Genomic DNA, 21,418 nt, shown 5'->3' with positions numbered 1-21,418 from the left:
AAAAATGGTGCCGAAGGCGGGAGTCGAACCCGCACGGTATCGCTACCACTGGATTTTGAGTCCAGCGCGTCTGCCAGTTCCACCACTTCGGCACATTTGCAATTAATATATTAGCATATCCTCCAAAATATTTCAAGCCTTCGATACATGTGATTTTAATCACAGACTTTTCGGTGAAAATCAGATATTATGACCATGAAGACGTTGATAATTAAAACCATAATAAAAGGAGGAATTTTTAATGGGCATGTTTTGCTATCAGTGTCAGGAGGCGTCAAAAGGCACGGGATGCACTTTAAGGGGCGTATGCGGCAAAAGGGATGATGTGGCAAGGCTTCAAGATTTATTGATTTATGTTCTGAAAGGGATTTCCATTTATACCACAAAAGCAAGAAAAGCAGGCATTGTAAGTGAAGAAGCCAACAGATTCATAATGGAAAGTTTATTTTCAACAATAACAAACGTAAATTTCGACAGGAATTATTTTGTGGAGAAAATAAAAGAAGGTCTTGCGCTGCGCGAGCGGATAAAGAAACAGTTGGCAAATGAAGGCGTCAAGTTTGAAGACCATCGGGACTGCGCTGTGTGGCATGCGGATTCAGTAGACGAATTCGAGAAAAAAGCCGAAAAAGTTGGCGTGCTTTCCACTGAAAATGAAGATATAAGGTCTTTGAGAGAGCTCCTGACTTACGGCGTAAAAGGCATGGCGGCATACGCAGAGCATGCGTATGTTCTTGGGTACAGGGACGATAACATATTTGCGTTCATGCAAAAAGCGCTGGCTGCCACCTGCGATGACAGTCTGACGGCGGATGAACTGGTGGCTCTTGTGATGGAATGCGGAAAATTCGGCGTGGATGTCATGGCTCTACTGGACAGGGCCAACACCTCCACTTACGGCAATCCGGAAATTACAAGGGTAAACATAGGGGTAAGGAACAATCCCGGGATACTCATAAGCGGCCACGATCTGAAAGACATGGAAGAACTGTTGAAGCAGACGAAAGGCACGGGAGTCGACGTTTACACCCATGGTGAAATGCTCCCCGCAAATTATTATCCCGCATTCAAAAAATATCCCAATTTCGTAGGAAACTACGGAAATGCATGGTGGCAGCAGGATAAGGAGTTCGAATCCTTTAATGGCCCTATCCTGATGACGACCAACTGCCTGATTCCTCCGAAAGATTCCTACAAAGACAGGGTATATACCACCGGTGTGGTAGGTTTTGAAGGGGTAAAGCATATCCCGGCGGGCAAAGACGGCAAGCCCAAGGATTTCACGCCCATAATAGAACATGCCAAAAAGTGCAGTCCGCCGATTGAACTGGAAAAAGGCGAAATCATAGGAGGATTTGCCCACAATCAGGTGTTGAGCCTTGCGGACAAAGTGGTGGATGCGGTAAAGTCCGGAGCCATTAAGAGGTTCTTCGTAATGGCCGGCTGCGATGGAAGGATGAAGAGCAGGGAATATTATACCGAATTTGCAAGACAATTGCCGAAAGATACAGTTATACTAACCGCCGGCTGTGCCAAATACAGATACAATAAACTTAATTTAGGAGATATCGGCGGAATCCCCAGGGTCCTTGATGCGGGCCAGTGCAACGACTCCTATTCCCTGGCCGTGATAGCCCTAAAACTAAAGGAAGTTTTCGGATTAAGCGATATAAATGAACTGCCCATTTCATACAACATCGCCTGGTACGAACAGAAAGCGGTAATCGTACTGCTCGCATTGCTATACCTCGGCGTCAAAAACATACACCTGGGGCCCACGCTTCCGGCGTTCCTCTCGCCTAACGTGGCAAAGGTGCTGGTTGATAAATTCGGTATAAGTGGAATATCAAATGTTCAAGACGATATAAAAATGTTCATGGCATAAAATGCGGTGGTGGGTTTCAATCAACCCACCACTTCTTTTGCATTCATGTTATTTTACAAGATTATATTGCTTCATTTTGTTATAAAGTGTGCTGCGAGATATTTTCAACGCCTTTGCTACTTTCGTCTTGTTATAGGCATATTTTTTCAAAGTTTCCAGTATAACCCGTTTTTCGGCAATATCAGCCGCTTTGTTCAAATCAGTGACTTCAGGAATCGGACCGATGACAGCATCATCATGCTTTAGATACTTCGGCAGCAGCTCTTCAGTGAGCTCTTCCTTATTGGCAAGTATTACCATGCGTTCAATGACATTTTTAAGCTCCCGCACATTCCCCGGCCAGTCATGGTCCATAAAAGTTTTCAAGACCTGGGATGATATGCCTTTAATTCTTTTATTATAAAAATTGGCGTATTCATTTGCAAAGTTGTTGGCAAGCTCCACAATATCTTCGCACCGTTCCCTTAGAGGCGGTATTTCTATTGTGTTCACACTTAGCCAGTGGAAAAGCTCTTCATTAAAAAGTCCTTCCCCTACCATACTTCCCAAATCTTTACTGGTAGATGCAATTATCCTTACATTCACACGGATAGACCTGTTGTCCCATGATTTATATAAAGTCTGTTCCCGCAAAAAATCAAGCAGTTTAAGCTGCATGCCTTCCGGAAGTTGTTCGATCGCCTCAATGTAAAGGGTGCCCTTATCCGCCAATTCCAGCAGCCCGGTTTTGCCGCATCGTCCGAAATCGGCATTTTCTCCATCTTTGCAGCCAAAAAGTTCATATTCAAATAAATTGGAAGGCACGGCGGCACAATCTACTTTAATAAAGGCAAAACTCTTTCGATTACCGTTTTCGTGAATGGCGTTTGCCAGCATTTCCTTACCGGTTCCGTTTTCACCTCTTATGAGAACAGGATCTTCGGAAAACGCAATTTTCTTCGCCTTTTCAATAGCCTTAATCATTTTAGGATTCCTGCTCATAAATTCTCCGAAACAGTATTCCTTATCCTTGAAACCTTTCATCTGTTTCTCCAGAAATGAAAGTTTGTAATAGGCTTTATCGAGTTCAGCAATCAGATTTACGGCATCCGATATTTCCTCCATGCTCAGTATTATGCCATTTAAATTTCCCGTCATATTAAATCTGCATATTTTCACGGTGAATTTCCTGTTGTCTTTGCTTTCAAAATATATCTCCTCAAGCGGCTGTTCTCCTTTTTTTATCCGTTCCAGGAGCGGTGCCGGTAAAAAATTCGCCGGAGTAATTTTTATAAACCTGGATGGTCTGAACAATTCTTCAAAAGCTTTGTTGTATGACAGTATCTCGCACTCGTCATCGAGCACACAGACGGCCGTCTTCACACTGTCAAGTATTAGTTCGTGTAATTTTACAACATTTTCAAGTCTGTTTAAAAAACTATCGCAAATACTTTTTGCCGTCAGCAAACCGAGCAAATTTCCATCATTGTCGAGTACCGGCGCCCGGCTGATACCCAGCTTTCTCATCTCAGCCTTTGCTTGCGGCAAAAACTTATCAGGCTGCATAAAAACCACATCCGGAGTCATGATGTGTTTAACCTGAGTTTTTCTGTCAATGCCCCTGGCAAGGTTTTTGGCAAGATCGTTTCTTGTAATTACCCCTACAATCTTTTGATTCGTGTCTGTTACTAGAGCTTCTTCCTGCTGTTTCAACAGCATTATTTCATTCAATTTTTCAATATCCGTGTCGTCTGGTACCAGGAAGACCTCTTTTTCCAGTGCGTCCTTGACTTTAATATTTAAAAGGTATTCGGCCTTCAACTTGAGTCCCTCCGGATTTAAAAGTAATGTCTAAAAACTGATACATATTTAATAAATTCTACAAAATTTATTAAAAACCTTCTTAATAAAAAAATCCCTACTTTTTTGTAGGGATTTGGTATATTAATAACTCTTTTGCGGAATTAAATATATAAAACTACAAAAAATATATTCGTATCCTTCAGCAAAAGGTGATAGCATGTCAAAAATACGGATAAAGAAAGTTTTTTTATTTATAATAACCATTCTCCTAATTTGTCGGCCGGGTCATATTATCTGTGCACCCCGCTGTTCCTGCGGTGAAGACAGAACTCTCAAGCTGCAGACTCCTCCCATGACAGGCCCTGACGTCAGGGAAATCCAGTATCAGTTGAAAAAATTCGGCTATTATAAAGGCACTATCAATGGCGTTTACGACAAAAAAACTTTCGAGGCTGTCAGAGCTTTTCAAAAGTCCGAGGGGCTTGATCCGGATGGAATCTTTGGTGTAAAAACACTTTTAAAAATGGCACAAATTTACGAAAAGCCGGCTGCCAGAGTGCCTTCAGAAAAGCCCCGCGGAGAAGTTTCAATAATTATTTTTACCCTGGAAAGAAAGCTCATGGTCATGTCTGACGGAAAGCCCTTTAAATCTTTTCCCGTAGCGGTAGGAACGTTCGATACGCCAACGCCTATAGGCCTTTTTACAATAACCCAGAAGGATATATGGGGGGAAGGCTTCGGTTCACGGTGGATGAGGCTTAGCGTTCCCTGGGGCATCTACGGAATACACGGCACCAACAAGCCCTGGTCTATCGGAAATTTTGAATCCCACGGCTGCATTAGAATGCATAATCAGCATGTGGAACAGGTATATGAGTGGGTAAATATAGGTACAAAAGTATACATTATCGGCGGAGTAGACGGCCCTTTCACTTTCGGTTTAAAACCCCTGACTCAGGGTTCAAAAGGTTCCGATGTGGTGGAAGTTCAAAAACGTCTTTCGGGGTACGGATATTACAACGGCCGAATCGACGGCATATATGGTTGGGGTGTCAAAGAAGCCGTAAAAGCTTTCCAGAAGGATAACGGTTTAGACCCATCGGGTAATGTGGACGATAAAACTTATAAAGCTCTGGGAATAATGTTGTTTGAGTAGTGAAATCGCTTATTAATATGCTATTTATTATTCATTATACTTTATAAAATGCCCAATAAATCCATAGGGCTTTTTATGAGTACTTTTGCCCCACTTTCGATGAGTTCATCCGCTTCTCGGAATCCCCATAGGACGCCGACCGCATACATTCCGGCGGCATTGGCGGTTCTCATATCTGTATTTGTGTCGCCAAGGTAGACAAACCTTTCGGGAGGTATTTTCAACTTATCGGCAATTTCAAGTGCTGCCGCCGGATCAGGCTTTTTGGGCACCCCCTCCCTCTGCCCGAGCACTGCATCAAATTTCCATCTGGCAAGCAACCTATCCACTATCAGTTTTGTAAAATCATGAGGTTTATTGGACAGAACAGCCTTTTTCAATCCCAACTTGCCGAGCCTGTCCAGCAGTTCCGGAATACCCTCATACGGTCTGGTTGTATCGGCCCATCTTTTACCGTATTCATCGTTCATTTTAATCAGGCATTTTTTTATTATGCTTTCTTCTCTTTTATCCGAAGGAATAGTCCTTATAACAAGATTGTACATTCCGTCTCCCACGAAGTATTTATATTTTTCTACATCGTGGACTGGAAAGCCCATACTCTCGAGCGTACTGTTCATCGAATCTGCAAGGTCCCTTAGAGTATCAAGCAGGGTTCCGTCCAGGTCAAAAAGCACTGCCTCGAATTTCACTCCAGATCATCCTTCCTACTTATTTCCTATTAATAGATATCTTGGGATATTAAAAGTAAATATTTAGTTATCTATTGAAATCCTTTTAAAAATAGTAGAAATAAGAATTATAAATATAAGGGGAATCTATATGTTTTCAAAATTTAAAGTAACTTTTCAGCTGTCCCTACATCTGTAATAAGTACATCTAGCCACTTTCCATTTAAAGCAGCACGAATAACATCTACTTTATGAAGCCCCCCAGCAACACCAATAACTTCCCTAGCATTATTTTTAACTTTATTTAAATCGCTGGCTACTAATCTTTTATGAATATCATGTGGAATAATCTCTCCATCTTTATTTATAAAGCGAAGTGCTATATCCCCTACGGCTCCTAATTTTGCCAACTCTTCAATTTCTGATAATGTAATATATCCACGCTGCAATATTGTAGATTTCCAAAGAGAGCCAAGGCCAAATATAGCAACGGTTGTTTGTTCTCCTTTCTTTATCGTATCTTTTATTAGTGGATCACTTAGAAATATGTCTCTTTCAGCTACTCCAACTGTAAATGCAGGTGCATGAAGTAAAAAGCATTGACCGTTCAGTGCAAGAGCTATTTTTGAAGCGATTTGATTGCTTAATAATTCCGGATCCTGCCCCATACCTCCTAGAAGTGGAACTACTGTAATTCCCGGATAATGTAGATGTATTAATTGTTGTGCCATCATAGCTAATGTTTTTCCCCAGGAAACTCCAATTATATCATTGGATTTTAAGACAGATATAAGATAATTAGCAGCAGCTCGTGCTAAATGAATAATATCATTATCTGTTTCAATTGTTTGCTTTATTACTCTTGCATTAACAAGAGAATAACGTTTTATCAATTTCTTTTCAAGCTCTAATATGCCTGCAGTAGGCGTTAATACTTCGATTCTTACTATTCCGATGTCTTCAGCACGTTTTAACAATTTTGATACCCACGGCCTTGATACCCCTAATTTTTTCGCAATTTCTTGCTGCGTAAGATGATATGTATAGTAGAGTTCTGCTGCTAGAATAGTTTTTTGATACATAGGATCTGCCAATTGTATGTTTTCTGCTTCCACTTAACAATGCACCTCATATTTTAAATATATTAAAAAATCACATGCAGTTACTTTTTTAAAAAGTTTAACAACACCTAGATTCTAATTACATCCTTTATAGCAATATTCTTTTCCTTCAATTTATCGAGATCAATTTTAGAAAGTTCTTTAGTAAGGTTTATAGATTTATCTCTTTTTGAGTTTACAATACAGAAAAAAACAAAGGACTCATCATTTATTTCTGCTGCAAGGACTTTCTTTCCTTCGGGTAAGAAGAAAGCCAAACAAAGGTTTTTAAAGATGAATTCTCCATACAATATAATAATAACGTTAAATCTTAAAAGTATCAATATTAAAATGATAAATGAAGAGGGAGAACCCCTTCTCCTACATCTTGTGAATAGGTTCTCCCAGGACATCAAAGGAGGCTTCCATGACCGCTTCCGAAAGGGTTGGATGAGCATGGATTGTCTCGGCCAGTTCCTCTGCGGTGCACTCCAGCTTTATGGCAAGAGCAGCTTCGGCGATAAGTTCTGTAGCGCTGGGGCCGAGGATATGGACGCCGAGGATTTCGTTGTATTTTGGGTCGGATATTATCTTCACAATACCCTGTCTTTCTCCAAGGGTCAACGCTTTTCCGCTTGCTATGAAGGGGAATCGGCCGATTTTGATGTTGTCTTTATATTTCTGTCGTGCTTCTTCTTCGGTAAGGCCAACCGATGCCGCTTCAGGGCTTGTATATATGCAGCTCGGTATTACTATATAATCCATCTTTTTGTTTTGTCCCAGGATGTTCTTGACCGCATTTAAGCCCTGGTGGGAGGCCACATGAGCCAGCATGGATTTTCCGGTGACATCTCCTATGGCATAAATGTTCTGTATGTTTGTTCTGAGGTAATCATCTACCATTATGCCGGTTTTTTGTATATCAATGTGAAGATTCTCCACTGCCTGGGTATTGGGTTTTCTTCCTGTGGCCATGAGGACTTTATCTGTTTCAATCCGTTTTGTGCCTTCCGGGTTTTCAAAGGTCGTTATGAGTTTTTCATTCTGCTTTTCTATGGTCTTTACTTTTGAGTCGGTGTATATTTTTATGCCCTGTTTTTCGAGAATTTTTCTCAGTTCTTTTTGTATTTCTTCGTCCTGTCTCGGGAGTATCCGGGGGAGCATTTCCACTATTGTGGTGTCGGTCCCTAAAGTGTTATATATATACCCCAGTTCTATGCCTATGACTCCACCGCCTATTATGAGCATGGACTTCGGAAGTTCTTCTAAGGATAGCGCTTCATCGCTGGTGATGACCCCCGGCAGGTTGTGGCCCGGTATGGGAACTATCGCCGGGGTAGAGCCTGTGGCAATTATTATGTTTTGCGCCGTTATGGTTTCTTTTTGTCCGGTATGGTATGTTATTTCTATGGTATTTTTGTCTAAAAGTTTTGCCTCTCCCTTATATGTTTTTACACCATTTGCTTTAAGGAGGTTTTCCACTCCCCTGGTGAGGGTCTTTACTATGGTTTCTTTGTTTTTCTGGATAGCATTCCAGTCTATTTGTACATCCCGGGCTGTTATGCCGAATCTTTTTGCCTGTTTTATTTCGTTTACTATGTTGGCGCTATGGATCAGGGATTTTGTGGGGATGCAGCCGCGGTTCAAGCATACTCCACCCAGCTCGCTTTTTTCTATCAGGGCGACTTTTGCTTTTTTCTTTCCGGCGTATATGGCGGCCACGTATCCTCCGGGACCGCCGCCTATTATCGCGATGTCGTAGGTCATGTAAAACAGCTCCTTTACATTAACATCTCCAGAGGTTCCTCCAGAATCTGTTTGAGCATTTGGAGGAATCCGGCTCCCTGGGCGCCGTCTATGACGCGGTGGTCGCAGGAAAGGGTGAGGTTCATCATGGGTTTTATAGCAATCTGGTCGTCTATCACAACCGGTTTTTTCATTATTTTGCCCACCGCCAGGATGGCGCTTTCAGGCTGGTTTATGATGGCCTTGAAGTTTTCTATATCGTACATCCCCAGATTAGTAATGGTAAATGTGCCACCCTGGTAATCGTCGGGCAGGAGTTTGCCGGAGCGGGCTTTTTCTATGAGCTGTGCCGTATCTTTCGATATTTCTCCAATGCCTTTTTTATCGGCGCATCTTACCACAGGAACTATGAGGCCGTTTTCCAGGGCTACCGCAAGGCCGATGTTTATGTCTTCTTTTATTATTATTTCATCTCCGATAAAGCTTGAATTTATTATGGGGTTTTGCTTTATTGCCACAGCCGAAGCTTTTATGAGAATGTCGTTGTAGGACAATTTGCAGCCGTACCGGGCCTGTATGGCCGGAAGCAGTTTTTCTCGAAGCTCGATGACTTTTGTCATGTCGACTTCCAGAGTAAGGTATATATGGGGAACAGTGGCTTTGCTTTTTGCCATCCTATCGGCTATTATTTTCCTCATGCCGGCCACCGGGATAACCTTCTGTGTACCCGGGGCGGGGGAGGCTTTTTTGTCCTCCTGTGGCATGAGGTCCTGTTTTGTTATTCTTTCTCCCGGAGCCTTGTGAATTGTGGCAAGATCAATCCCCTGTTCTTCGGCCATCTTTATTGCTGCCGGAGTGGCTTTCACTTTGTGTGTTTCGATGAAATCCAGCACGTCTTTTTCTATTATGCGGCCGTCGGGGCCGGTGGGGGTAACTTTTGAAAGGTCCACACCGTTTTCCCGGGCTACTCTTTTTGCTGCCGGAGTTGCTTTTATTTTGCCTTCTGCGATTTGTGTTTGTTCCGGTGGTTGTTGTATTTCTTCGTATGCATTCTGGATGGGTGATGTTTCGGTTTCTTTTTGTTTTTCTTTTCCTATTTCGGGGAGAGGCTCGTCGGCGCCGGCAATTATGGCTATTTCTTTTCCAACGGGCACAACGGCACCTTCAGGTATGAGGATTTTCCTCATTATGCCTGATTCCGGAGCTTCGTCTTCAAGGTTTACTTTGTCGGTCTGTATTTCTACGTACGCTTCGCCTTTTTCTACTGGGTCTCCTTCTTTTTTAAGCCATTTTATTATGGTTCCTTCTTCCATGGTGGTACCGAGTTTGGGCATTGTCAGAATTGTAGCCATTTAATTCTCCTCCTTTATAATGCGCAGGAAAGCATAAATATACCTTAATATATGGCTTTCCGTAGCACATTTCAAAAAAGCTACCGCTGTTTTATTGTTTTTTTAATGAAAGCTTTTTTATAATGCATAGGAAAGCAAAAATATGCCTTAATATAGGGCTTTCCGTAATGCATTTCAAAAAAGCTACCGCTGTTTTATTGTTTTTTTAATGAAAGCTTTTTTACTTCAGGATGTCTTTTATTGCTTTTACGATATCTTCCACCTGCGGAACGGCGTGTTTTTCTAGGTTGGGGTTGTAGGGAATCGGGATGTCCAGGCCGGCCAGGCGCTTTATGGGGGCATCCAGGTAGTCAAAGGCGGAGCTTGATGCGATTCCTGCGGCAACTTCCGCTCCCCATCCGAAGCTTATGGGGTCGTCTTCTACTATGATTACTCTGCCGGTCTTTTTTACGGAGTCCACTATGGTGCCCATATCGAGGGGTTTTAAAGTCCTGGGGTCTACCACTTCTACGTCTATGCCTTCTTTTTCAAGTTGTTTTGCGGCTTCCAGCGCTCTTATGACCATGATGGATCCGGCCACTACGGTGATGTCTTTCCCTTTCCTTTTTATATCGGCTTTGCCCAGCGGCACTATATATTCTTCTTCGGGCACTTCGCCTTTTACTTTATACAGCAGTTTATGCTCTGCAAATACTACCGGATTGTCGTCTCTTATAGAAGCTTTGATTAATCCTTTTACGTCGTACGGTGTGGAAGGCATGACGACTTTGAGGCCCGGGAAGTGGGCAAATACCGCCGGGAAGCTCTGGGAGTGCTGGGCGGCGGCTCCAGTGCCGCATCCCATGGGGCCTCTTATCACCATGGGTACTTTTGCTTTTCCTCCGAACATGTAGCGGTTTTTGGCTCCCTGGTTTACAAGCTGGTCCATTGCTATGGTGAAAAAGTCGAAGAACATTATCTCCGCTACCGGCCTCATGCCGCACAGGGCGGCTCCCACTGCGGCTCCCGCTATGGCGGCTTCGGATATGGGGGTGTCTTTTACGCGGTCTTCACCAAATTCCTGAAAAAGGCCTTTTGTGACTCCAAAGGCACCGCCGTATAGGCCCACATCTTCGCCGATTATGAATACGTTTTCGTCGCGCAGCATTTCTTCCCGCAGGCCTTCTCTTAAGGCTTCGATATATAGTTTTTCAGACATTTTCTTTTCCTCCTTTATGCGTATACGCCGTCCATGATGTCTTCTACTCTTGGCTCGGGGCTGTTTTTGGCGTATTCTATGGCATCTTGTATAGCTTTTTCTACTTCTTTTTCTATTCTGTCCAGTTCTTCCGCCGATGCCACGCCGTCATTTATGAGTTTTTGCCTGTAGCGCTTGATGGGGCATTTTTGCTTCCATTCTTCTATTTCTTCTTTTGTCCTGTATACGTTGGCGTCGCTCTTGGAGTGGCCCAGCCATCGGTATGTTTTGTTTTCTATCAGGCTGGGGCCTTCTCCTCTTCTTGCTCTGTCTACGGCTTCTTTTACAGCTTCGTATACGGCTTCTACATCGTTGCCGTCCACCACCTTGCCCGGCATGCTGTATGCTGCCGCTCTGTCGGCGATGTTTTCCACTGAGCTTGCTTTTCTGAACGGCACAGACATGCCGTATAGGTTGTTTTCACAGATATATACTATGGGAAGTTTGTTTATTGCGGCAAGGTTTGCCGCTTCATGGAAACAGCCCTGGTTTGCCGCTCCGTCTCCGAAAAAGCACAGGGTTACTTTGCCGTCTTTCTTCATTTTGGAAGCTAGGGCCGCGCCTGTGGCAATTGGTATGCCTCCGCCAACTATACCGTTGGCGCCTAGGTTTCCCTTTTCCAGGTCCGCGATGTGCATGGAACCTCCTCTGCCCCGGCAGTAGCCGGTTTCTTTTCCCAGAAGTTCGGCAAACATTCTGGGAAGTTCTCCACCCTTGGCAAGACAATGACCATGCCCACGGTGGGTACTTGTTATCATATCGCCGTCTTCCAGGGCTGCGATGGAGCCTACGGCCGAAGCCTCTTCGCCCACCGACAGGTGGCAGGTGCCCCATATCATGTTGGCTTTAAAAAGCTTGTCTACTTCCAGTTCGAAATGCCTTATTTCCAGCATCTTGCGGTACATCCATAATTTCTTGTCTCTGGCAAGAGACATGTTATCAACTCCTCTAATTTTATTATAATAAGCAAGCAATAGGTTTTTAAGGCAAAAATTTAAGAAGTGGAAAATATTATTAAAAATGCATATTGTAATAAATTAAAATTATAGTTCACATTCTTTTCCCCACTTCTTAATTATTTAATTTTAATATTTTTAACAAGATAAATAAAAAGCGAAAATTAAAGGCTAAGATCCAATAGATTATCTTGATCAGTTTCACCTTTGAACTTTCGAATTGTGCTATATAAATCCTGCTGTGAAAATAAGCCTGAACCTATCACCAAAATTTCTGCCCCTGATTGTTTTATTAAATCAGCATTTTGTAAATTGATGCCACCATCTACGCCTATCGGTATATCATATTTAAGTTTTTTCAGCAATGATTTTGCTTCCCTAATTTTATTAATTGTTGTACCTTCAAAAGTCTGGCCTCCAAAACCCGGTTCAACGCTCATTAAAAGTAAATAATCTATATATTCTCCAAAATATCTTATCTCATCGATATTCTTACAAGGATTAATCGCAAGACCGACTTTTTTGTCATATGTCTTTATTGATTTGAATATCCTGATGGGGTGAATACAGCAATCTAATTGTACAGTAATTATATCTGCCCCTGCATCAGAAAAATCCGAAATATATTTCTCAGGGTTAAATAATTCAAAATGAACTTCTATAGGGAGTTTTGTAATCTGTCTCAAATCCTTTATTGTCTGTGGGCCAAAAGTTAAATTGTTTACATAATGACCATCCATTATATCCACATGTATAATGTCGGCTCCGGCTTTTTCCAGATTAACGACATTTTCTCCAAGATAGGCTGTATTGCACGCAAGAATTGATGCTGATATTTTTGTCAAAGCCATCACCTCGCGCTACTCTATTGATGTCTTGTAACATCATGCATCCAATCTTTTAAAATTGGGTAAACTTCAATATATTTGTCTACATAGAACTTATATTCTTCGTGTTTTTCCTTGTTTGGCACTATTTTATCAATAACATTTACCATATGATGAGCAGCCTCAGGTATACTACGATAGACCCCCGAAGCAATTGCCCCTAATATAGCTGAGCCAAGGCTTGCAGCTTCAGAAACCTCAGGTATAAAAATAGGTAAATTTGATACATCTGAATGAATCTGCATCCACAATTTACTTTTTACTGCCCCTCCACAGGCATATAATTCATTAACGTTAAATCCAGATTTTCTAAAAGTACGTAGAATGTGTTCTGTTCCATAACTTATCCCTTCAATTATTGCTTTATAAATATGCGCTGGCGTGTGTTTCAAAGAGAGACCATATATCATACCTCTAATATTCGAGTCAGTAAGTGGTGTTCTATTACCCTGCCAATAATCCAAAAGTATTAATCCTTCAGAACCAGGTTGAATACGAGAGGCTTCTTCATTTAAAATATCATAAATACTGCAACCTTTTTCCTTCGCAAGCTTTTCCAAACTTCCACAAAAATTATTTTTAAACCAGTTAACTATAGACCCGGTAGAAACTTGCCCACCTTCCACTACATTAAGGTCTGGCACTACTGCATCCGGATAGCTGCCGAAAATTCCTGGTGCATGTAATTCTTCTTCAGATAATCCTAAGAGCAAATGCGAAGAACCGGTGATAAAAGCTACCCTTCCCGGTTCTACAACATTCAATCCTATCATAGCAATGAGAGCGTCAGCTCCGCCCTCGCCTACCGGAATTCCCTCTTTAAGTCCAAGATCTCTAGCTGCTTCTTTTGTAAGAACTCCTATATTTTTCCCTAGAGGGTAAACATTACTTGGATATTTATCTATAATATCATCTAATCCAATTTTTTCATAAAAATCTACAGGCCATCCGCCGCGTTTATTATCGTAATATCCTCTGATTGAAGCAGTATTGATACTTGTTGTCCATTCACCAGTGAGCTTATAATTAAGCCAGTCAATACATTCAATAACTTTAAAAGCTTTTTTATAATTTTCAGGCTCATTTTCTTTTAACCATAAAGCCTTACATGGAAGCCATTCTGCTGAAACATTCCCAAAGCCATTATATTTTAATGCAGGATGCTTAGTAGCAGCGATTCTTTCTGCCTGATCTGTAGATCTGACATCCATCCATAATACTGCTGGTCTTATTGGATTACAGTTTTCATCTACCAGCAGTACAGTGCAACTTGTTGTATCGGCGCCAATACCAACAATTTCTTCAGGTTTTACTTGACCTTTCTCAATGGCACTTCTTACAGACTTGCAGATAGCAAACCACCAATCCTCTGCACGCTGTTCTGCCCATCCCGGGTTTGGTGTATATAGCGGGTATTCTTCTGTTCCGTATGCTATGGGTTTGCCTTTTAAATCAAATATACCAACTTTTACACTGCTTGTACCTAGATCTATACCAATAACATATGGTGGTTTTAAATTGCTCATAAAATACCTCCTCCAAACAATTTTTATTTTATAAATCTTTTATTTCTGGTTTCTATATACTGCTGAAGCAACGGCAAGTATCATTATGACACCTTTCCCTATATCTTGAACCCAAAACGGAAGCCCGAGTAAGTTAAGACCATTATTTATAACACCAATAATAAATGCGCCGACCATTGTACCTAGGATGTTGGGTTGGCCTGGCTTGATTGTAGTCATGCCAATAAAAACAGCGCCAAGACCATCCATTAAAAATGCTTGTCCTGCAGTAGGTTGACCCGACCCTAAGCGCGATGCCAATACTATTCCGGCAAGAGCTGCAGTAATACCCGAAATAATAATAGCAATACTGCGATAATATCTAACCCTTATACCGGATAGCCTTGCCGCATTAATATTTCCCCCCACGGCATAAACATATCGCCCAAAGACGGTTCGGTTTAAGAGAAAATATGCAGTTATCAAAACTATTGCCATAATAATTATTGGTGTTGGTATACCAAAAAAAGATCCTCTACCAAAAAAATAAAAGAAATCCGGTAAACCTCCATATACAGCCCGACCACCAGTATAACCGAAATTTATTCCCAAAATTATTGAAGAAGTACCAAGTGTGGCTATCATTGAGCCAATCCCTATATAAGTTATTAAAAAGCTGTTGATTAAACCTGCTAATATTCCAACAGAAAGACCCGCTGCAATAGAAAAGAGCATTGAATGTTGAGTAACGAGGAGTCCTGTAGTTAAAACACCAGCCAAGCCTGCCACATTTCCTACTGAAAGATCAAAATCGTTGGTGGCCATACATATTGTTAATCCAACAGCAACAATAGTTAAGGTAGATATTTGTCTTAAAATATTTATTAAATTATCCGGAGCCATAAATCTATCTGATATTACGGAAAAAATGACAATAACGGCAAGTAAAGCAAAAACAGTTCCATATTTGCTTAAAGATGAATTCTTATTGATTCTTATTTCTTTTTCGATTTTCTTAGTGTTTGCTCCCATTATTTTCTAACCCCCACTTCAGTTCCCATTGCCATACTTAAGATTTTTTCCTGCGAAAAATTTTCACGATTTATAGTACCGACACTGTACCCTTCATGCATTACCATTATTCGGTCTGAAAGACCTATTACTTCTTCAATATCAGACGATACGAGTATAATTCCAGCTCCCTCGGAAGCTAGTTTCCCAATAATGTTATACATCTCCACCTTTGCCCCCACATCTACACCTTCTGTGGGCTCATCAAAAATAAAGACTTTGTTTTTATGGTTGCCAAACAACCACTTGCCAAAAGAAACCTTCTGTTTATTTCCCCCGCTCAAATTATTTACTATATTATGGGGGTACGAGGGGACAATATTAAGGTTATCAATCAATTTTAAAGAATTTTTTACTTCAGCTCGACTGTTGATAACTCCAATTCTTGATATTGTATTTAAATATACCATGCTAAGGTTTTCCATAACACTATTTGATAAAAATAACGCATTAGACAATCTGTCCTCTGGTATAAGCGTTACCCCTGAACCTATAGCCCTATATATATTATAATTTTTCATAACTTTCCCGTTTAAAATAATATCACCCTTTATAATACGCCGTGCCCCAAAGAGCGCTTCAACAAATTCTGTCCTTCCAGCTCCTACAAGGCCAAATATCCCTATTATTTCACTTTCTTTTACATCTATTGAAGCATCTATTACGGTTCCATCTGCAGTTGCAACATTCCTAGCCTCTAAAATAACTTTACCTGGCGAAACTTGAACTTTTGGAAATTGATTTTTTATATCTTGATTAATCATCATTTTAACAATTTCAGGTTCTGTCACATTTTCTTTATTACAGGTTGCCACTTTCTTTCCATCTTTTAAAACGGTTATTCTATCACACATTCGTAATATTTCATCCAAGTAGTGAGATATAAAAATAATGCTCGATCCTGACTTGCGGAGTTTATCCATTACACTAAAAAGATGTTCAGTTTCATTCTTTGTCATGGCTGCTGTCGGCTCATCCAAAATCAGAATTCTAGGATTGTAATTCAGTGCACGGAGAATTTCAATCAATTTTCTCTGGGCAGGATTTAACTCCCGTACTGGTTTAGAAAGTTCTACATCTACACCCAGTTGTTCCATCAATCTTTTTGCTTGAGACTCCATGGTTTTGCGGTCAATTATACCAAAATTTGCTGCTTCATTACCTAGAAATATATTCTCTATACCATCAAAATAGAAAATCAAATTACTTTCTTGAGGTACTATTGAAATTCCTGAACTATAGGCTTCTCGCGGATCATTAAAAGATACCTCTTTCCCATCAATGAGGATTTGCCCTCGGTCAGGAGACAGTGCTCCGGTTATAATTTTAACCAAAGTTGATTTGCCTGCTCCATTTGCGCCTACAAGACCATGAATTTCTCCTTGGTTTAGATCTAAATCCACATTCTGAAGCGCAAGGGATCCCGGAAATGCTTTTGTTATTCCTTTTGCTTCTAACAGGCAGGGCATATTTTCCTCCTCCTAGCATATTTTTTGAAAGGGCCCTTGTAAAAAGGGCCCTGGTTATTATTTATGATACTAACAGTTGATACTATTGTTCGTAAAAATCTTTACCCTGCCATGGTAAAAGGCCCTGGGCTGGTATATTCTTATTGGTAATAAGTGGTGACTGCAGATAGACTGTTGTAGAAGGTACGACTTCACTTGCAGGTTTCTTTTCTACAACAATAGAATTGATATATTCCGCAGCGCGTTGACCCATCAATTCGAATGCCTGCGCCACAGTAGCTGAAAATGCACCGCCTTTAGCTATTTCATCCACAGCATCAGGATGACCATCAATTCCTACAACAAATACTTTTTTATCAAGCCCATGCTGTTGGAGAACAGAAGCTGCTGCCATAGCGGGTTCATCCCAACCCGCCCATACTGCATCGATTTTATCACCAAAACGGGTAACATAATCTTCCATTGTTTTTAGTGTGTCTTCATAAAAATTAGTATAATCGATATTATGATCAGCCAAAACTCTTATACCGGGATTTTCTTTAATCATCACATCAAGAACCTCGCCCCGTTTGCGAACTCCATGATGTTCAGCCATTTTAAACAGAATCACATTGCCATGACCACCTAAACGGTCTATCATATAAGCAGATACTTTTGCCGACATTAGATAGTTGTTACTGGTAATATCTACAATCACACCAGGGGTCCAGCCTGAATCAATAGTTATTATAGGGATACCTGCTTTGCTCGCCTCATCAATCGAAGCTTGTGAAGCTCGTAAATCAGCCATAGAAAGAATAATCGCATCAGGTTTGCGTTGAACAGCATTTTCTAGGAAACTCGCTACATTCGCTCCGGAGCCCTTGCTATCTGAATAAGAAATATTCCACTTCCAACCTTTTTCCTGGAGAAACTTTTCGAAACCGGCTTTTGCTCTCTGTTCAGATTTTGCCGCTGCATTTGAATGTATCCAAGCTATATTAAGTTCTTTAGATTGACCAGAACTCTGATTTGCATTCTGATTTGACTGACTTGAATTCTGGCTCGTTTGATTGTCATTTTGTGCCTGTTGCGTGTTTTGAGCAGTTGACGACTGTTGACTGCTGCTTCCTGTTTGTACCCCAGATGAACAAGCGGTTAATACCAACAAGACCAGAATTAATAAAATGACCACAGAAAGTTTTTTCATGTTTTTCCTCCCTTTCATTAATTTTCTTTATAAATTACCTTAGAATATATTTACTCCCTTATCACCTCCAATCAAAAAATTTAGGAATCTACCTTTGTCTTATATAGGCACTTATGTGCTTATATATTACTTATGTAACTATCTTAATATTACAGCTTGTAGTAATATATTTTCAAGTTATTCTTTTCCTCATATGAGTTTAATTTTATATAATATGACTTGTCTTTGCTATTTTTATCAAAATTGCTAACAGATACTTGATTTTTCATTATAAGTTAAGTTTAAAATTAGGTTCTTTTATGAAAATAGATAAACTTCTATATATGCGTTCAGCAATTAAAATTATTTATCTTCTCGAAACAAAAGTTTCTTTATCATTTCTGCCATTTTATATACCTACACCCTGGAACAACTATCTCAAGGAAATCATCCACAGCAAATCTTATTAACACAATAAAAACCACCTGCCCTTTTCAATCTCTTTTTGAAAAAGGCAAGTGGTTGATTTCATGAAATAATGTCTAATGTGCACCGCCGTTTATAATCAGCGGACAAGACTATTAATTTTGCAATTGGTGCCGAAGAGGGGATTCGAACCCCTACGTGCGTAATGCACACTAGACCCTGAATCTAGCGCGTCTGCCAATTCCACCACTTCGGCACTACGGTCAATGCATTATATATATTAGCATATCATTAAAAATAATTCAAGACCATCTGCCCAACTTTTCACGGCAAACGCATGAAAATATAACTGAATCAACAATCCAAAAAAGGATTTTTAAAAAAATGCCGGGCGGCATGTAGTATAAGAAATACAGTATGGTTGGGGAGCCCTAAACTCTGCTGATATGGCTTTAATAACGTTTAGAGCATCTATTTATACTGGATTTTCTCAATCAAAAACCAAGCAGTCCTTTTTAAGGATATGCCCAGTTAGAAAAAATCCAGTTATAAATCTATCAGTCAATCAACAGAGATGATAATACTTTATCAAGGTATTTTAAGCTGCCTGATGCTTTAAAACGCTTGGCTTTCAAGCTTTTCTTTTGTGTTTTTTCCAGCTTTAATATGTTGTATGCAAATTTATGCAGCACTGAAAGGTTTTCAGGTGCGTTGTCTTTCCTTACTCTCTTTGAGTCTTCGTTGAATGTGACATCCAGTGACCAGTGCATGCTTTCTATGCCCCAGTGTTTTCTTACTGCATTGGCAAATTTTTCGGCATTATCTTCTATGCTGCACAGGAAATATCTTTTCTCATTTTTCTTTTGACCATTTTGTTCGCTGTGATATATGACCATGCCTATAGAAGTTAGCTTCTTCCATTCTTTTTTTGCATCCATCCAGCGAATATTGGATGTGATGTAATAGTCTCTGCGTTCTATCCGGCCGTGGCCTTTATCATGGTTTTGATATGTATTTATACTATGTTCTTTTCGGTATTTTTCATCTTCTGCTTCTTTGAAGAATTCTTCAACTTCTTGATATAGTAGGGGATGGTTACCTTTTAGGGCTAATACATAATCGCCTTTCTTTTTGATTATTTTTTCGGCAATATCTTTTTGTGTTCCCATTGCATCGATGGTTACTATGCAGCCTGTAATATCAAGTATGTCTAATAGTTCCGGAATTGCTGTTATCTCATTGCTTTTTTCGGTGGTCTTTACTTGACCTAATACCATGCTTGTTTCGCTAAACCATGCGCTGACTATATGGAGTGCTTTTTTTCCTGTGGCAGAGTCAAATGTTCCGCACATGGTCTTACCGTCAATTGCAACGATTCCTCTTTTTATTATGTTTGCTACTATCTGTGTCCATTCCATGAAGCACTTCATGAATATTTTAGGGTCTATTTGTTTGAATACCCGTTCGATGGTATCGTGGGAAGGAACACCATTAGTTAGTGGTATATACTTCCTAAACCAATCTACATGGTCTTCGGCAAATATTTGCATACAGACCCAATCGTCAGCACCTGCTATGGATGCTACTATGGCTATAAATACAATATCTACTAGTGAATGTAATACTTTCCCTTCCTGGCGAACATCTGGTATACGGCTTAGAATATTAATAAGTTTTGCTGATGTATTATTTTCCATTTTGTTCCTTTAAATCCTTTAATTATGTATTCTTGAGTCATGGCTTAAAACATTCAATACAATGATACACTAAATTGAGGAAAAGTACAAGGAAATATTTACCAATTACAGTGTTTTTATGAAGATTTTATAATAATTTTTTATATTTTCTTTTATGGATTCTGCCCATTTGAAACTTTGTACAGTAATTAAGTGGAACAAACCCGTCTTATGTTGTTCCACTTATCTATATTTATCAATATATACCATTTTTCCCATTTTATGTCTTCATGCGTTTACCGTGCCCAACTTTTTTTATCAAATCTTTACATACAGCCCGATTTCCTCAAATCTTTGCTTTATTTGCTTTAATTTTTCCTGTGATGGAGCATGATGAACCGTCATCCTGTATTCCATGTCGAGTCTGCGGTACTTCTCGCTGATATCATGGAAAGGAAGCAGGTCTATTTCGCGTATGCCCTTCAATGAAGAAACAAACTCCGCAAGACCATCAACATTTTCCTCAGTATCGGTTATCCCAGGGATTACGGGAAAGCGCAAGATGACATCATGACCTCTGCCTGTGTCCACCAGCATCCGCAAATTATCTTTAATCAGGCTGTTTGAAACTCCGGTGTATTTCCTGTGTTCTTCATCATCAGCCAGCTTCAAGTCAAAGAGGAACACGTCGACATAATCCATGACCTGGGAAAATACGTCAGGGGAAGCATAGCCCGATGTATCCAGCACGGTATGAATATCTCTATTCTTACATTCTCTCAATGCTTCCCTTAAGAATTTATGCTGTAATAGCGGCTCTCCTCCGGAAAATGTCACGCCTCCCCCTGAATTATCGTATAACAGAACATCTTTTTCAATTTGCTTCATCAATTCTTCAATCGTGATTATCTCGCCGGCATGTCTTAAAGCTTCAGTAGGGCAAGCGTCGGAACAGATGCCGCAATTATTGCAGCGGATGCGGTCGATATGGTGAACGCCGTTTTCAAAAGATATCGCGCCGGTTGGGCAAATACCGGCACAGGTTTTACACTGCATGCATTTATATTCAAAAAACATAAGCGATTTTTCTTGAGAAATGCCTTCGGGGTTGTGACACCACCAGCATCTCAGTGGACACCCTTTAAGAAATATCGTTGTCCTGATTCCGGGACCATCGTGGACAGCATATCTTTTTATGTCGAAAATAAATCCATTATTGACCATTTAGTTGCCCCCATCCTATTCAGCCGTTTCATGCTTTTATATAGCCCCTGAAACTTACATTACTGCCGGAGACGGCCAGGCATCTCCGGCAGGGTCAGGTTATATTT

At 40.5% G+C, this 21,418-nt stretch carries 17 protein-coding genes and 2 tRNA genes; 2 read left to right on the top strand and 17 right to left on the bottom strand.

Annotation, left to right across the window (positions count from 1 at the left end; all coding sequences use genetic code 11):
- Positions 1 to 5: 5 nt before the first annotated feature.
- A tRNA-Leu gene (locus AC6I1H_RS15655) sits at positions 6 to 92 on the bottom strand.
- Positions 93 to 241: 149 nt separating this feature from the next.
- Here AC6I1H_RS15655 and hcp point away from each other — a divergent pair.
- Entirely contained in the window at positions 242 to 1,885 is a 1,644-nt protein-coding gene (gene hcp, locus AC6I1H_RS15650) for a hydroxylamine reductase (RefSeq protein ID WP_497738450.1), read from the top strand.
- A gap of 48 nt (positions 1,886 to 1,933) precedes the next feature.
- Here hcp and AC6I1H_RS15645 read toward each other — a convergent pair whose 3' ends face one another.
- Positions 1,934 to 3,685: a sigma 54-interacting transcriptional regulator gene (locus tag AC6I1H_RS15645; protein ID WP_497738449.1), complete on the bottom strand. Its 1,752-nt coding sequence runs from the start codon at positions 3,683 to 3,685 to the stop codon at positions 1,934 to 1,936.
- 334 nt (positions 3,686 to 4,019) lie between these two features.
- On the opposite strand from AC6I1H_RS15645, the gene AC6I1H_RS15640 reads away from it, so the two are divergent.
- Positions 4,020 to 4,823 carry a L,D-transpeptidase family protein gene (locus AC6I1H_RS15640; protein WP_497738448.1) on the top strand — a complete coding sequence of 268 codons (804 nt, stop codon included), beginning with the start codon at positions 4,020 to 4,022 and terminating at the stop codon, positions 4,821 to 4,823.
- Between the two features lie 41 nt (positions 4,824 to 4,864).
- Here AC6I1H_RS15640 and AC6I1H_RS15635 read toward each other — a convergent pair whose 3' ends face one another.
- From AC6I1H_RS15635 to AC6I1H_RS15565, 15 genes are all read right to left on the bottom strand, one after another.
- Complete coding sequence (locus tag AC6I1H_RS15635) at positions 4,865 to 5,515, bottom strand: HAD family hydrolase (protein WP_497738447.1); 651 nt, start codon at positions 5,513 to 5,515, stop codon at positions 4,865 to 4,867.
- Positions 5,516 to 5,658: 143 nt separating this feature from the next.
- Entirely contained in the window at positions 5,659 to 6,609 is a 951-nt protein-coding gene (locus AC6I1H_RS15630) for a sugar-binding transcriptional regulator (RefSeq protein ID WP_497738446.1), read from the bottom strand.
- A gap of 74 nt (positions 6,610 to 6,683) precedes the next feature.
- Entirely contained in the window at positions 6,684 to 7,007 is a 324-nt protein-coding gene (locus AC6I1H_RS15625; RefSeq protein WP_497738445.1) for a hypothetical protein, read from the bottom strand.
- Positions 6,976 to 8,361: a dihydrolipoyl dehydrogenase gene (gene lpdA, locus AC6I1H_RS15620; protein WP_497738444.1), complete on the bottom strand. Its 1,386-nt coding sequence runs from the start codon at positions 8,359 to 8,361 to the stop codon at positions 6,976 to 6,978. Before lpdA ends, AC6I1H_RS15625 begins: the two co-directional genes overlap by 32 nt.
- A 14-nt stretch (positions 8,362 to 8,375) precedes the next feature.
- Positions 8,376 to 9,692, bottom strand: a complete 1,317-nt coding sequence (locus AC6I1H_RS15615) for a dihydrolipoamide acetyltransferase family protein (protein ID WP_497738443.1) — start codon at positions 9,690 to 9,692, stop codon at positions 8,376 to 8,378.
- 220 nt (positions 9,693 to 9,912) lie between these two features.
- The gene (locus AC6I1H_RS15610; protein ID WP_497738442.1) at positions 9,913 to 10,890 is read right to left on the bottom strand and encodes an alpha-ketoacid dehydrogenase subunit beta; all 978 of its coding nucleotides are present in this window, start codon (positions 10,888 to 10,890) and stop codon (positions 9,913 to 9,915) included.
- A 14-nt stretch (positions 10,891 to 10,904) separates the two neighbouring features.
- A complete protein-coding gene (locus AC6I1H_RS15605) occupies positions 10,905 to 11,864 on the bottom strand; it encodes a thiamine pyrophosphate-dependent dehydrogenase E1 component subunit alpha (RefSeq protein ID WP_497738441.1) in 960 nt (319 codons plus the stop codon).
- 185 nt (positions 11,865 to 12,049) lie between these two features.
- Positions 12,050 to 12,736, bottom strand: a complete 687-nt coding sequence (gene rpe, locus AC6I1H_RS15600) for a ribulose-phosphate 3-epimerase (protein WP_497738440.1) — start codon at positions 12,734 to 12,736, stop codon at positions 12,050 to 12,052.
- Positions 12,737 to 12,750: 14 nt separating this feature from the next.
- Positions 12,751 to 14,298 (bottom strand): FGGY-family carbohydrate kinase, encoded by a 1,548-nt coding sequence (locus AC6I1H_RS15595; RefSeq protein WP_497738439.1) that lies wholly within the window; start codon positions 14,296 to 14,298, stop codon positions 12,751 to 12,753.
- A 39-nt stretch (positions 14,299 to 14,337) separates the two neighbouring features.
- Complete coding sequence (locus AC6I1H_RS15590; protein WP_497738438.1) at positions 14,338 to 15,309, bottom strand: ABC transporter permease; 972 nt, start codon at positions 15,307 to 15,309, stop codon at positions 14,338 to 14,340.
- Complete coding sequence (locus tag AC6I1H_RS15585) at positions 15,309 to 16,817, bottom strand: sugar ABC transporter ATP-binding protein (RefSeq protein ID WP_497738437.1); 1,509 nt, start codon at positions 16,815 to 16,817, stop codon at positions 15,309 to 15,311. The genes AC6I1H_RS15590 and AC6I1H_RS15585 overlap by 1 nt, the downstream gene beginning before the upstream one ends.
- 82 nt (positions 16,818 to 16,899) lie before the next feature.
- Positions 16,900 to 18,006, bottom strand: a complete 1,107-nt coding sequence (locus AC6I1H_RS15580; RefSeq protein ID WP_497738436.1) for a sugar ABC transporter substrate-binding protein — start codon at positions 18,004 to 18,006, stop codon at positions 16,900 to 16,902.
- A 573-nt stretch (positions 18,007 to 18,579) separates the two neighbouring features.
- A tRNA-Leu gene (locus tag AC6I1H_RS15575) sits at positions 18,580 to 18,667 on the bottom strand.
- Positions 18,668 to 18,968: 301 nt separating this feature from the next.
- The gene (locus tag AC6I1H_RS15570) at positions 18,969 to 20,108 is read right to left on the bottom strand and encodes an ISAs1 family transposase (protein WP_497738435.1); all 1,140 of its coding nucleotides are present in this window, start codon (positions 20,106 to 20,108) and stop codon (positions 18,969 to 18,971) included.
- Positions 20,109 to 20,405: 297 nt separating this feature from the next.
- Positions 20,406 to 21,311 carry a glycyl-radical enzyme activating protein gene (locus AC6I1H_RS15565; RefSeq protein WP_497738434.1) on the bottom strand — a complete coding sequence of 302 codons (906 nt, stop codon included), beginning with the start codon at positions 21,309 to 21,311 and terminating at the stop codon, positions 20,406 to 20,408.
- Positions 21,312 to 21,418 lie beyond the last annotated feature (107 nt).

This window comes from Biomaibacter sp. TOL (assembly GCF_059717795.1).
The sequence above is the reverse complement of the archived record's forward strand: the minus strand, read 5'-3'. Positions and strand labels throughout refer to the sequence as shown.